This window comes from Bacillus massiliglaciei, from assembly GCF_900098925.1.
Lineage (GTDB): Bacteria > Bacillota > Bacilli > Bacillales > DSM-1321 > Peribacillus > Peribacillus massiliglaciei.
The window spans coordinates 650940-664522 of the sequence record NZ_LT622359.1 but is presented as its reverse complement, the minus strand read 5'-3'; the positions used below and the strand labels follow the sequence as shown (position 1 = coordinate 664522).

Annotated in this window: 14 protein-coding genes; 2 read left to right on the top strand and 12 right to left on the bottom strand. The window is 40.3% G+C overall.

Annotation, left to right across the window (positions count from 1 at the left end):
* Positions 1-20: 20 nt before the first annotated feature.
* From BQ4305_RS15220 to BQ4305_RS15210, 3 genes are all read right to left on the bottom strand, one after another.
* Positions 21-527 carry a YhcN/YlaJ family sporulation lipoprotein gene (locus BQ4305_RS15220; RefSeq protein ID WP_110928559.1) on the bottom strand — a complete coding sequence of 169 codons (507 nt, stop codon included), beginning with the start codon at positions 525-527 and terminating at the stop codon, positions 21-23.
* Between the two features lie 111 nt (positions 528-638).
* On the bottom strand, positions 639-968 hold the full coding sequence (locus BQ4305_RS15215) for a DUF948 domain-containing protein (RefSeq protein WP_110928558.1): 330 nt from the start codon (positions 966-968) through the stop codon (positions 639-641).
* A gap of 163 nt (positions 969-1131) precedes the next feature.
* Complete coding sequence (locus BQ4305_RS15210) at positions 1132-1974, bottom strand: manganese catalase (protein WP_110928557.1); 843 nt, start codon at positions 1972-1974, stop codon at positions 1132-1134.
* 153 nt (positions 1975-2127) lie between these two features.
* Between BQ4305_RS15210 and BQ4305_RS15205 the strand changes: the two genes are divergently transcribed.
* Positions 2128-2754: an RraA family protein gene (locus BQ4305_RS15205; protein ID WP_110928556.1), complete on the top strand. Its 627-nt coding sequence runs from the start codon at positions 2128-2130 to the stop codon at positions 2752-2754.
* 73 nt (positions 2755-2827) lie between these two features.
* Here BQ4305_RS15205 and ltrA (BQ4305_RS15200) read toward each other — a convergent pair whose 3' ends face one another.
* The 9 genes from ltrA (BQ4305_RS15200) to BQ4305_RS15160 form a co-directional block, all read right to left on the bottom strand.
* Positions 2828-4087 carry a group II intron reverse transcriptase/maturase gene (gene ltrA, locus BQ4305_RS15200; RefSeq protein WP_110926455.1) on the bottom strand — a complete coding sequence of 420 codons (1260 nt, stop codon included), beginning with the start codon at positions 4085-4087 and terminating at the stop codon, positions 2828-2830.
* 158 nt (positions 4088-4245) lie between these two features.
* A complete protein-coding gene (locus BQ4305_RS21575) occupies positions 4246-4416 on the bottom strand; it encodes a hypothetical protein (RefSeq protein ID WP_199880500.1) in 171 nt (56 codons plus the stop codon).
* A gap of 296 nt (positions 4417-4712) precedes the next feature.
* Positions 4713-5972 carry a group II intron reverse transcriptase/maturase gene (gene ltrA / locus BQ4305_RS15190; protein WP_110926134.1) on the bottom strand — a complete coding sequence of 420 codons (1260 nt, stop codon included), beginning with the start codon at positions 5970-5972 and terminating at the stop codon, positions 4713-4715.
* A gap of 158 nt (positions 5973-6130) precedes the next feature.
* Entirely contained in the window at positions 6131-6301 is a 171-nt protein-coding gene (locus BQ4305_RS21570) for a hypothetical protein (RefSeq protein WP_199880500.1), read from the bottom strand.
* Positions 6302-6564: 263 nt separating this feature from the next.
* Positions 6565-8499 carry a lipoteichoic acid synthase gene (locus BQ4305_RS15180; protein ID WP_110928555.1) on the bottom strand — a complete coding sequence of 645 codons (1935 nt, stop codon included), beginning with the start codon at positions 8497-8499 and terminating at the stop codon, positions 6565-6567.
* Between the two features lie 661 nt (positions 8500-9160).
* Positions 9161-10114, bottom strand: coding sequence for a siderophore ABC transporter substrate-binding protein (locus BQ4305_RS15175; RefSeq protein WP_110928554.1), 954 nt, complete (start codon positions 10112-10114; stop codon positions 9161-9163).
* Positions 10115-10314: 200 nt separating this feature from the next.
* Positions 10315-11073: an iron ABC transporter ATP-binding protein gene (locus BQ4305_RS15170; protein ID WP_110928553.1), complete on the bottom strand. Its 759-nt coding sequence runs from the start codon at positions 11071-11073 to the stop codon at positions 10315-10317.
* Positions 11067-12014: an iron chelate uptake ABC transporter family permease subunit gene (locus BQ4305_RS15165; RefSeq protein WP_110928552.1), complete on the bottom strand. Its 948-nt coding sequence runs from the start codon at positions 12012-12014 to the stop codon at positions 11067-11069. Before BQ4305_RS15165 ends, BQ4305_RS15170 begins: the two co-directional genes overlap by 7 nt.
* The gene (locus BQ4305_RS15160) at positions 12007-12957 is read right to left on the bottom strand and encodes an ABC transporter permease (RefSeq protein ID WP_110928551.1); all 951 of its coding nucleotides are present in this window, start codon (positions 12955-12957) and stop codon (positions 12007-12009) included. Before BQ4305_RS15160 ends, BQ4305_RS15165 begins: the two co-directional genes overlap by 8 nt.
* Before the next feature lie 334 nt (positions 12958-13291).
* On the opposite strand from BQ4305_RS15160, the gene BQ4305_RS22305 reads away from it, so the two are divergent.
* Complete coding sequence (locus tag BQ4305_RS22305; protein WP_110928550.1) at positions 13292-13564, top strand: DUF1450 domain-containing protein; 273 nt, start codon at positions 13292-13294, stop codon at positions 13562-13564.
* Positions 13565-13583 lie beyond the last annotated feature (19 nt).

Genomic DNA, 13583 nt, shown 5'->3' with positions numbered 1-13583 from the left:
CATTCATCAAGCTCATTTCATTATTTAGAGTCGGGAAATACCATTTTTACAACCTCATGGAAGTCATTCTCCAGTTCTTTAACAGACTGTCCGCCTCTCATCTCATTTACGAAGCTGTCCATCCGGTGGACAAAGCTTGGATTTGTAGAGATGTATACGTCACGAACCGATAAATCTCCGCTTTGAACAGCAGCAGCCATCTTTCCTTCCAGTTCCTTTGTCAGATGTTTTCCTCTGTTCAGGACAGCGGCAACATATACCTGTTTTCCCGAAAGAATAACCTCCGCTCTTTTTACTTCTTTCATTCCTTCAAGCCGATTCGTGATATCTTCAGAAGTTTGTAATGCTTGAGAGGCATGCTGATTCCTTCCTTCTTCAGCCCTTGAAACTCTTTCTGTATCATGAACATTCATCAGTATATCCTTCTGCTGCCCCGGTTGTTCCAGACCCAGATCAGCATCTTCATTCTTCGCTGCACAGCCAGTCAGAATCACAAGGAAGCAAATAGACAGCCATTGAATTTTCAAGTATTCCACTCCTTATTTTGAATGTTTTGTCCTTACTATTTGCAAAATAGGACAATTTATTCAAACTGAAGTGAAATCCCTTACTTATCTTCCATTTAAACCCAGATTCTGTTATGCCTCTCTTCTGATTTTCTTTTTATATTTTTCTCCTTTAACAGCCAGCCAGATGTCTTTAAAACCTTTAGGAGCATTTTTCGCAGCATCTATCGTGATTTGCACTTTCTCCTTTTTGACTTGGATATCCTCGGTAATTTCCTGCTGATTTTTTGTCAGCTGGTCAGTCTCATCTGTTATTTGTTCCGCTTTAGCCTGCATTCTCTGTACAGTTTCTTTTGCACTGTCAATAGAAGGTTTTGTCTCCTTATAAGTTTTAAACCCAATAAATCCAAGATACAATAATGAGCCAACAATGACAGCAAGGCTCGCATAGACAATGATCATCTGAATCCCTCCGTTACGTTGTTTTACGTATTATACCCTTAATTACGAACCAAAAACGAATAATACTATAGTAGAAATCAATCTGTTCAGAGGGACTTAGAATATGTCCGTCCCAAACAAAATCCCCAATCTGAAAAGGACTGGGGATTTTTTATTTATCTGATTACCATTTTGTTTTAGTGAAGTCCTCATCTGGCAGTGTATTATGCAGACTAGGCGGAGCCGGTGAAAGAATTGGTTTTGGTGCTTCCGGCTGAGGATTCGGTTCATACTTATATTCACCTTGTCCATCAAGTGCCGCTCCGTTTGCCCAGCGGCCGGCTGCAGCTTCTTCTCCCTCTGAAAGGTTGTACAATGTATAAGCGATATCAAGTCTTTCTTCTTCACGCGGGAAGGTGCTTGGCACTAATAGACCTTCTTTTTCTTCAAGCTCGGCAATAGCTGCGGCCCATTGATTCTGATGATAGGAATCGCGCGCTAATAATACAGCAAGCAGATCTTTTACCCCACGGTCTTCAGTCATCTCATAAATACGGGCAGCCTGAAGGCGTCCCTGCGATTCAGCATTGAGGTTAGCACGGAAATCAGCAAGCAAGTTTCCGCTTGCGATAATATAGCTTCCCATCCATGGGTTGCCCACACTGTCTGCAGGTCTTGCTCCAAGTCCGGAAACGATGGCATGCTGAGGATTCATGCCCCCCATTATAGAACCGATAACTGGATCTTTGGCCGCTTTTTCTTGCTCCTCGATTGATGTGCCCTCTAAAAGACGCGCAACCATGGTAGCAAGCATTTCAACATGTCCAATTTCTTCTGTTCCGATATCCAATAGAAGGTCACGATATTTTTCATTTCCTCTGGTATTCCAGCCTTGGAATAAGTATTGCATCGTCACGCTCATTTCACCGTACTGACCGCCGATCAGTTCCTGAATCTTTTTGGCGAGCAACGGATCAGCTTTGTCTGGTTTTGCTTCGAATTGCAATTCTTTTTTATGAAAAAACATATAATCAATCCCTCCTGTATTGTAATGAATCACAATATCTTGAATACCCCGGAGTTCTTCAAAAGAAACAACTTAAGCAGAAAAAAATTCCGCTCATTCAGAAAATTCATGTATAATCTATTATATAACAGGTTAGCAAAAGGAGGATGAAATATGAATAGTAATATAACAGAAGTAAGATTTATTCCGACAACAGCAATCTCAGATGCAATGAAAGGGATTTATAATCTTCATCATACTATCAAACCTTTAAAAGAGGAGTATATCTTGGCCGGCAGAGCCTTTACCGTTCAAGTTCCGCGCGGGGACAATCTTGCAGTCCTTCAAGCGATTGGAGAGGCAAAGCCAGGAGATGTCCTGGTTGTTGACAGCAAAGGTGATTGTGAGCGTGCCATAGCAGGAGACTTTGTTATAGGCATGATGAAAACGATGAATTTAGGCGGACTGGTCGTTGACGGAGTGATAAGAGATCAATTGGCCATTAAGGAGCTGGATTTCCCTGTCTTCAGTAAAGGTACAACGATGGCCTCCAGCGGTAAAGCCGGAGGAGGAAGTACTAATTCCCCCATCTCTTGCGGAGGGGTTGCTGTCCATCCAGGCGATCTTATTTTTGGCGATGCGGACGGTGTGACAGTGGTGCCGAAAGAAAAAGAAAAAGATATTATTGAGAAAGCCCGAAAAAAAATGGAAAGCGACGAACTTCGAGAACAAAAATATGCTGGAAATCCTGAAGCCATTAAACAATATATTGCCAAAATGCTTGGCCAGCAGGATGATTGATCGAGTAGGAGGGGGTGATTAACCCCCGACCTCTCACACCACCGTACGTACCGTTCGGTATACGGCGGTTCCATTAAGTTTGACGCAGAAATTCATATCGATTATATAAACTTTTCAACCCTCGGTGACTCCAATACAAGTTATTGAGGGTTTTGTGTAAGATTGGACTACAGGCTATTCTCCAATATTTCTTTCTGGAGTTTCCCCATTCATATGCCTTTTGGTCAGGGACACCTAGACCTTTGAGTTTTCTTACTCTTGTCCTCGGTTTCTTCCATTGTTTCCATTCAAGCATACGGAGTCTCCGTCTAATCCACTCATCAAATTCTTTAAATTTACTTGGTGTATCAGCCAATGCAAAATATCCACACCATCCCGTTAGATATTGATTTAGTTTCTCGATTCTAACTTCCATAGGAATTTGTTTAGAACGGGAGGTTAACTCCCGTATTTTAGCCTTAAGCCTTTTAATACTTTCATTGGCTATTCGAACCTTCGGTTTCTTATTGACCGTAAAGCTAAAGCCAAGAAACTTTCGTTTCCACGGGCGATCAACTGCTGACTTTTCTCTATTTACTTTGAGCTTTAATTTCTGCTCAATAAAGCATGTAATTGAGTTCATCACTCGTTCTCCAGCTTTCTTCGATTTCATGTAAATATTACAATCATCGGCGTAGCGGACAAACTTGTGACCTCTCCTTTCTAACTCTTTATCAAGTTTATCCAAAAGGATATTCGAAAGAAGGGGGCTCAGTGGACCTCCTTGTGGTGTTCCTTCTTCTGCATCATAGACTACACCATTCATCATAATTCCTGCTTGGAGATATTTCCGTATAAGTTTCAAGACCAGCCGGTCTTGGATTCTACTTGCTAATATCCCCATTAACTTATCATGATTGACTCTATCAAAGAATTTCTCCAAGTCCATGTCAATCACCCATCTATAACCTTCACTTATATATTCCCTTGCTTTACGAACCGCATCATGACCTCTTCTATTTGGTCTAAACCCATAACTATGTTCTGAGAAGGTTGGGTCAAGAAGTGGGGTTAGAACTTGGGCGATAGCCTGTTGAATGAACCGGTCTGTCACGGTAGGTATTCCTAGTAATCTTACTCCACCGTTCGGTTTCGGGATTTCGACTCGACGGACTGGGTTAGGTTGATAGGTACCTTCCCTTAATGAATCACAAAGAGTTTCCCAGTTCTCATAGAGATGTCTTCGTAGGGATTTTACGGACATTCCATCTATGCCGTGACTCCCTTTGTTCTTCTCCACACGTTTAAGTGCTTCTATTAAGTTTTCCCGTGACAGAATCAGATCCATTAACATGTGATATTTCCTTTCGACGTGAACGTAGAAATCTAATTATGTTATTCCTGCTCCACCCTCATGAAGTCCCCTGTGGAATTCACCACTTCCTCCTTCAAGTAAGTCCTTTCGGATTGTCTGCTTCTATACAGGAATTATATGCCTAGTTCTCGTTCTTCCTAATAGTTCAGTCCTTCCCATTCCATCTCGAGTTGGAATGGTACTATGACCTCGGCTGACTTCTGATTGTTCAGCTGTCCATCGCTGGATAGGTTACCAAGGGAACTTGGCGTTCCAATCAGACCTCCCCGGGTAAGAGTACAGTCTTTCCCTCCATCTATCTGCTTCATTTACTCTGTACCACCTTCGGCAGTAAGGACTTCGTTTTGTTGTGCAAACTCATCCAATGGTACCTAGCCTTATATGAAGTTCGTGTTCCTCAGACCGGAGGTTTGCCGCTCGCTTCCTTCAGATTCTGCGTCACCACAGACACCCTTGCGTTAAGCTAACCATTACTACTGCCTTCATGGTTCGGGACTCTCACCCTATAGACTGCACCCATGCCGGGCGNAATCGAGTAGGAGGGGGTGATTAACCCCCGACCTCTCACACCACCGTACGTACCGTTCGGTATACGGCGGTTCCATTAAGTTTGACGCAGAAATTCATATCGATTATATAAACTTTTCAACCCTCGGTGACTCCAATACAAGTTATTGAGGGTTTTGTGTAAGATTGGACTACAGGCTATTCTCCAATATTTCTTTCTGGAGTTTCCCCATTCATATGCCTTTTGGTCAGGGACACCTAGACCTTTGAGTTTTCTTACTCTTGTCCTCGGTTTCTTCCATTGTTTCCATTCAAGCATACGGAGTCTCCGTCTAATCCACTCATCAAATTCTTTAAATTTACTTGGTGTATCAGCCAATGCAAAATATCCACACCATCCCGTTAGATATTGATTTAGTTTCTCGATTCTAACTTCCATAGGAATTTGTTTAGAACGGGAGGTTAACTCCCGTATTTTAGCCTTAAACCTTTTAATACTTTCATTGGCTATTCGAACCTTCGGTTTCTTATTGACCGTAAAGCTAAAGCCAAGAAACTTTCGTTTCCACGGGCGATCAACTGCTGACTTTTCTCTATTTACTTTGAGCTTTAATTTCTGCTCAATAAAGCATGTAATTGAGTTCATCACTCGTTCTCCAGCTTTCTTCGATTTCATGTAAATATTACAATCATCGGCGTAGCGGACAAACTTGTGACCTCTCCTTTCTAACTCTTTATCAAGTTTATCCAAAAGGATATTCGAAAGAAGGGGGCTCAGTGGACCTCCTTGTGGTGTTCCTTCTTCTGCATCATAGACTACACCATTCATCATAATTCCTGCTTGGAGATATTTCCGTATAAGTTTCAAGACCAGCCGGTCTTGGATTCTACTTGCTAATATCCCCATTAACTTATCATGATTGACTCTATCAAAGAATTTCTCCAAGTCCATGTCAATCACCCATCTATAACCTTCACTTATATATTCCCTTGCTTTACGAACCGCATCATGACCTCTTCTATTTGGTCTAAACCCATAACTATGTTCTGAGAAGGTTGGGTCAAGAAGTGGGGTTAGAACTTGGGCGATAGCCTGTTGAATGAACCGGTCTGTCACGGTAGGTATTCCTAGTAATCTTACTCCACCGTTCGGTTTCGGGATTTCGACTCGACGGACTGGGTTAGGTTGATAGGTACCTTCCCTTAATGAATCACAAAGAGTTTCCCAGTTCTCATAGAGATGTCTTCGTAGGGATTTTACGGACATTCCATCTATGCCGTGACTCCCTTTGTTCTTCTCCACACGTTTAAGTGCTTCTATTAAGTTTTCCCGTGACAGAATCAGATCCATTAACATGTGATATTTCCTTTCGACGTGAACGTAGAAATCTAATTATGTTATTCCTGCTCCACCCTCATGAAGTCCCCTGTGGAATTCACCACTTCCTCCTTCAAGTAAGTCCTTTCGGATTGTCTGCTTCTATACAGGAATTATATGCCTAGTTCTCGTTCTTCCTAATAGTTCAGTCCTTCCCATTCCATCTCGAGTTGGAATGGTACTATGACCTCGGCTGACTTCTGATTGTTCAGCTGTCCATCGCTGGATAGGTTACCAAGGGAACTTGGCGTTCCAATCAGACCTCCCCGGGTAAGAGTACAGTCTTTCCCTCCATCTATCTGCTTCATTTACTCTGTACCACCTTCGGCAGTAAGGACTTCGTTTTGTTGTGCAAACTCATCCAATGGTACCTAGCCTTATATGAAGTTCGTGTTCCTCAGACCGGAGGTTTGCCGCTCGCTTCCTTCAGATTCTGCGTCACCACAGACACCCTTGCGTTAAGCTAACCATTACTACTGCCTTCATGGTTCGGGACTCTCACCCTATAGACTGCACCCATGCCGGGCGCACACATAAAAAAGCCCGGATTCAATGAATCCGGGCTTTCTTTTTATTCAGGCACTGTATTATAATCGTAGTCTTTCGGGTCGATTGGAGTAAAACCGTCAGGCGTATAGAAACGCAAGAGGTCTTCATTTACTACCTTATCTGAAAGGTTCAATCTTGTTTCCACGATTTTTTTGATATTCGTAATTTCTTCATTCGGTTCTACTGGTTCCCCGGTTTTCGTGTCATAATATTTCCCTTTGACAGAGGAAACATCAGGTGTGACAAAGTCGCCATTTCGGAAAGGTACAATTTCCTGATGATCTTTTGAAAGCAAATCTGTTCCAAAATGAATGTAATCCTTCGTATCCACTCCCAGAAGATGGAGCAAGGTCGGCATTAAATCAATTTGTCCGCCGTATTGATGCTGAACTCCGCCTTCCACTCCAGGAACATGAATTAATAATGGAACTCGCTGAAGCTGAGCATTTTCAAAATCTCCAACATCTTTGTCTAACACTTTGGACATAGCTTTCATATGGTTCTCAGAGATTCCATAATGGTCTCCGTACATAACGATAACAGAGTTATCATACAGCCCGGATTTTTTTAGGTAATCAAAGAAATCTTTCAGTGCTTCATCTGCATATCGAGCTGTCTGGAAGTAATTATCCACTGACGGATCGCCAGTCGTATGCTTTCCAATCGTTGTTAAATCTTGATTGATGGAATAAGGGAAATGATGCGAAACAGTTATGAATTTTGTATAGAAAGGCTGAGACAGTGTTTCCAGCATTGGAATGGATTCCTCAAAGAAAGGTTTATCCATCAAGCCATAGCTTAACACTTCGTCTTCCTTCATTTCATAATGGCTGGCATCAAAGAATGTATTAAATCCTAGTGATTTATACATTTTATCCCTGTTCCAGAATGACTTATAGTTCCCATGGAATACAGCAGAAGTATAGCCATGCTCACCTAAAATAGCCGGTGCAGCCTGATACGTGTTATTTGAATGAGTAGTAAAGGCCGCCCCTTGCGGCAATCCAAACAAGGAGTTTTCCAGCATAAATTCAGCATCGGAAGTTTTTCCCTGTCCTACTTGATGGAAGAAATTATCAAAATACATAAAGTCATTGCTTTTTGATAAAGAATTCAAGAAAGGAGTAACTTCCTCCCCATTCAATTTATAATCAATCATAAATTGCTGCATAGACTCAAGATGCAGATAGATAACGTTTTTCCCTTTTGCTGCCCCAAAGTACTTATCATTCGGTTCAGCATACATAGCTTTTGTATAGTTAACCACTTCTGATAAATCCGTGCTGTCTGCAGTGGCCTTCTGAGCGTATGTTTTTGTATTCTGTACGGCATCATAAACAGTGAAGTTATAGATTCCCAAGTATTTCACAATATAGTTGCGGTCAAAAGTACGGGAAAGCAGCTGAGGACGATCCTCTTCGGCCATGGCCAAGTTAGCTGCAAAAAACGCAAGTCCGAATAAAAAGGCAGCCGCCATAATTCTTCGCTTTGGCTTCGCTGTTTGCGCATTGATAAATCTTGACCTGTACAAAACAATTAATATGATTGTATCCAGGAAGTAAAGAATATCATGCCATTTAAATAGTGCCAGCACACTCGGTCCAAGATCACCGGCATTTTGCACCTGGGTTAATGTTGGGAGTGTGATGAAGTCTGTAAATGACCGGTAATAGACGATATTGGCAAAGAGCCAAAAAGTCAGTACGAACTGAATCCCAATCATCCATTTATATGCTCTTTTTCCTTTTGCCAATAAAGCAAACGATAAGAAAATAACAGCTGAGCTTATCGGGTTGATGAAAAGAAGAAATTTCTGTATTCCATTTTCAATACCCAGGTTAAACTCACTAACATATCCTATATAAGTTTTTAACCAAAACATGACTACCGCGATTAAGAAGAAACCCAGCAAATTGTTCTTCATGAATTGCCGGCCCTTGTTAAATAAGTTGTCCATGATTTCACCTCTATTAATCTAGTGGTTCTATATAATGAAAGTGCGGTTCCCACTTTCTAAAAAAGCATAAAACTCATGATACCACTAAGTTAAGATTTACGTCAATATTAATTAGATGCCCTGGTAAAACACCTTCTTAAATTATGAATCGCATTGTAAAAAAATAACCGAAAATTTATATAAACTTAATATCCTATCAACCAATATAACGAATTGGCCCGGGAAATGCCAACAAATATAATCATTAAATCCGGCACTTTTATCATTATAAAGGAATTGTAAATAAATATCCACCCAATTACAATATTTGTAAACCAGCACCGAAACGAATTTGCTTCAGCGGTTCTAAATTCATCTGTGCGGCGAACTTTATTTTAATGCAGGCAGCCGGTGTATTCTAGCAATAAATCAAAAATTGCTTGTAAACAGCGTTGAGATTTAGGAAGGAAAAAGGATTTGGCGTCTTAAGCCGGAAGAATTCCTGATGGGACAGTGTGTCAAACAGGATTTTTCACACTGATGAAGGAGGCCGGCGCTTGGGTGCTGTCAGCATCATAAAAGCAAAAAGATAACGAGAATTATCCCGTAACAACAAATAGAAGCCCTGTTTTCCATTATGGATAACAGGGCTTCCATGCATCATAAATAGTAAGGGTCCATTTTATTTTAGGCCGTCGCTGATCTCTTTTACCATCTCATTAACCGATTCTAAACCGCCGCCTGATAGGTACCAGTAATTAGGGTCAAGGTAAACAATTTTTCCATCTTTATATGCTTTTGTATTCTTTACAATATCATTTTCAACTGTTGCTTTTGCAGACGACTCTCCGCCAGAGCTTACAACAGCGTCACGGTCTACAACAAATAGATAATCAGGGTCTTTCTCAGCAATGTATTCAGGAGAAATGACTTGTCCGTGTGTAGAGACTTCCAGATTTTCGTCCACAGCAGGCACCCCAAACACATCATGAATGATGCCAAAACGTGAATCTGGGCCATAGGCGCTTATTTTGCCGCCAGTTGCAAGGACGACTAAACCTTTTTTATCTGCTGGCACTGAGCTTTTTAATTCTTCAATATTTTTGTCTACGTTCGCAAGTTCTTTTTTCGCTTCATCTTCTTTACCAAAAATTTCACCAAGCAATGTTACGTTTTCCTTGAATGATTCCATATATTTCGTAGTATCAACACCTACATATACAGTAGGGGCAATCTTGCTTAATTCCTCATAAGCATCTGACTGACGTCCAGAAATAAGGATTAAATCCGGAGCTGTTTCATTGATTTTTTCAAAATCCGGCTCTTTCAGTCCTCCGGCATTTTCAGTCGTATCCTTATACTTAGCCAGGTATTCAGGAAGTCCCTGATGAGGAACAGCCACAACGTTATCTACTCCTAATTTATCTAATGTATCTAAAGCACCCATGTCGAAAACGACTACTTTTTCAGGATTTTTATTGAAAGTTGTTTTTCCTAACTGATGTTCAACTGTCATTTCCTCTTTTTTTGCAGATGAATCTGATCCTTCATTTGTTTCTTTCTCCTTATCAGAACCGCATGCTGCCGTAAAAATGGCAATAAGGGCGATTAATAATAGTAAGGATAATTTCTTCATTCCATTCACCTCAAAATGTATGATTTTTTAAAACATATATTTTTAAATTGACAATCATTCTCAATGAAGGATGCACTTCGGCCATGAATTATACAAAAACCGACATGTCTTACTTGGGCGCCCGTCAGCAATATGTATCGTTTGCAGGCAAAAAGGCTCCTATTAAAAATGAAAGCAATCAAAAACCCGCATGAAAAAAATTATGCAAAGTATACACAGATCTTATTATCATTAATATCTTGGATTTCTATATCCATATCATAAATATCTTTTAATACAGCAGAATTAATCACTTGGCTTGTAGGCCCGTTATGAATCAGCTTTCCGTCTTTCAGTGCAACAATATAATCCGAATAAACAGAAGCAAAGTTAATATCATGGATAACGATGATGACAGTCTTGCCCAATTCGTCAGTCAATCTCCTGAGCACTTTCATAATTTGCACAGAATGCTTCATGTCAAGATTATTTAACGGTTCATCCAGCAGGATGTATTCTGTATTTTGAGCGATGACCATGGCAATAAAGGCTCGTTGCTGCTGCCCTCCGCTCAGCTGGTCAAGAAACTTATGCTGAATATCCTCTAATTCCATATAATTAATGGCTTCATCAACGAATTTCCAATCTTCTTTCGTTAATTTCCCCTGAGAATATGGAAACCTTCCAAACGCAACCAGTTCTCTGATTGTGAGGCGGATGTTCAGGTGATTAGATTGTTTTAGAATGGCAATCTTTTTTGCCAGCTCATTGCTTTTAATCTTGCTCATGTCTTCACCGTCAATAAGCACTTCACCGGAGTCTTTCGAAATGAGACGGCTGACCATCGACAGCACAGTTGATTTGCCAGCACCATTAGGCCCAATGAACGAAGTGATTTTCCCCTTCGCAATTTTCACAGAAACGTCTTCGACTACATGTTTATTATGATATTTTTTAAATAAATTTTTAATTTCTACCATTTTTTATTCTCCTTTAATAGAAGATAGATGAAATAGACACCGCCGACGAAATTTATAATGACACTCAGGGTCGTGGAAAAAGTAAAAATCCGTTCGACAATGAACTGTCCGCCTGCCAATGCAATAATACTGATCAGCATAGCACATGGAATAATGACCTTATGCTGATAGCTTTTAATATACTGGTACGCGACATTTGCTACTAAAAGGCCGAGAAATGTAATCGGTCCTATAAGCGCCGTGGCAATGGAAATTAAAACGGTCACAACAAACATTATTCTGCTCGTGACTAAGTCGTAATCGACTCCCAGGTTCACAGCCTGATCACGGCCAAGCGACATGACATCTAAATATTTTGCATATTTCATAAAATATAAGGTGGCCCCAATCATCAATACAAAAGATATTGCCAATAAATCCGTATTAATATTATTGAAGCTTGCAAACATTTTATTCTGAATCATTTGGAATTCATTCGGATCAATCAGTACCTGCATAAAGGATGACATGCTGGAAAACAGGGTACCGAAGATGATTCCAACTAACAAAAGGAAGAATATATTTCGGCCCCTTTTTAATAGAAACTTAAAGAGCAGACCTGCAAAAATCAGCATAAAAAACAAGCTGACAATGAAATTCAGGTTTTTATTTAAAATGACGATGCTGGTCGATCCAAAAAAGAAAATCACAGCTGTCTGAATCAGCATGTACATTGAATCAAGACCCAAGATGCTTGGGGTAAGGATCTTATTATTCGTAACCGTCTGAAAGATTACGGTAGAAAAGGCGATGGCACAGCCAACGATTATAATGGCAGCCATTTTCAGAACCCGTCTTGGAAGAGAATAATCCCAATTGGGGCCAAGATCCCAAAAAATATATAACAATGTCAGCCCTGCCGCTAATACGGCAAGTATCATCATCTTCCATGTATTATTCATATGCCCTTCTCCTCATTAACAGATAGATAAACACGACGCTTCCTATTACCCCTACAATCAAGCCAATCGGAACTTCAAAAGGGTAAATGATGATTCTGCCGAGGATATCACAGAAAAGAAGGAAAACGGCACCCAGCAAAGCGGTATGTGAAAGACTCTTTTTCAAATTATCTCCTAAATAAAGAGAGACAATGTTTGGAACGATTAATCCAATGAAAGGAATTGTGCCGACTGTCAGTAAAACAACGGTTGATGATAACGCCACTATAACCAATCCGGAATTAACAACCCATTTATAATTCAGGCCTAAATTAATGGCAAATTCTTCTCCCATTCCTGCCAGCGTAAACCGGTCGGCATACAGATAAGCAAGGATGACAAGCGGGATACTTAAATAAATTAATTCGTACCTTCCGGACATAATCATGGAAAAATCGCCATTCATCCACGTGCTGAGACTTTGAATCAAATCATATTTATAGGCAAAAAATGTCGATATGGAGCCTACTATACTCCCAAACATTAACCCTACCAGCGGGATGAAAATTGTATCCTTATATTTGACCTTTTCTAAAATCCGCATAAAAATGAAAGTTCCTGCAAGCGAGAAGATAAAAGCCATCAGCATTTTGTGAATCAAGGCAGCGGCGGGGAAAAAAATCATGGCCAAAAGCAGCCCCAAGCGTGCAGAATCCATTGTCCCCGCCGTAGTCGGCGAAACAAACTTATTTCTGCTCAATTGCTGCATGATCAGACCGCTAATACTCATAACAACGCCCGCTATAATGATGGTAACCATTCTTGGCATGCGGCTTTGAAACATTATTTGCACTTTATCATCACTTAAGTTAAAGACATCCAACGGTGTGATATCTTTTACACCCACGAAAAGCGAAGTGAACGATAATACAATTAAGCCAATAAATAAATATCTAATCTTCATCCGAAAATCCTACTCTTCCCTTGTCTTAGTGACTAAATACTCAGACTACTTTCAACAAAATGCTACTTTTGTAATAATGAAAATCATTATCAATTACTAGTTTATTTTATCATTCCATTCTCATCTGTCAACCAGCTCCGGACAAGTTTATGTATATTTTCTCATTTAGCAGTAGCTTATTCTGGATTCCAGTCCTAGTATGTACTGTTTGCAGTCTTTGCCGTCTCTTATAGACGCCTATTCTTACATATAGAAAATTCCCAGACTCTCAATGTCCAATTAATGGTAAAATGGTATTGCGATATAAATATATAGAGAAAAGGCAGCGATTCACATGAAGTCTTTATTCAAACGGGGCCAAAAAAGCCCAAAGGTAAGACTTGAGCTTTGTCAGAATAACCTCGACCGTTTTTATACAGAGGATGACCTTCACTCATTTGCAAACTTCCTTGAACATAAGGGCCTTAAACCAAAAGAATATCAATGTTTAAACAATTGCAGCCAATGCCGCATGACCCCCTACGTCAAAATGAACGGCCGTTTACTGTTGGAACAAACCCCGCAAGAATTGCTGAGAACAATGGAACTGCATGTAACTAACAAATGAAGTCCATAACATCTTTATA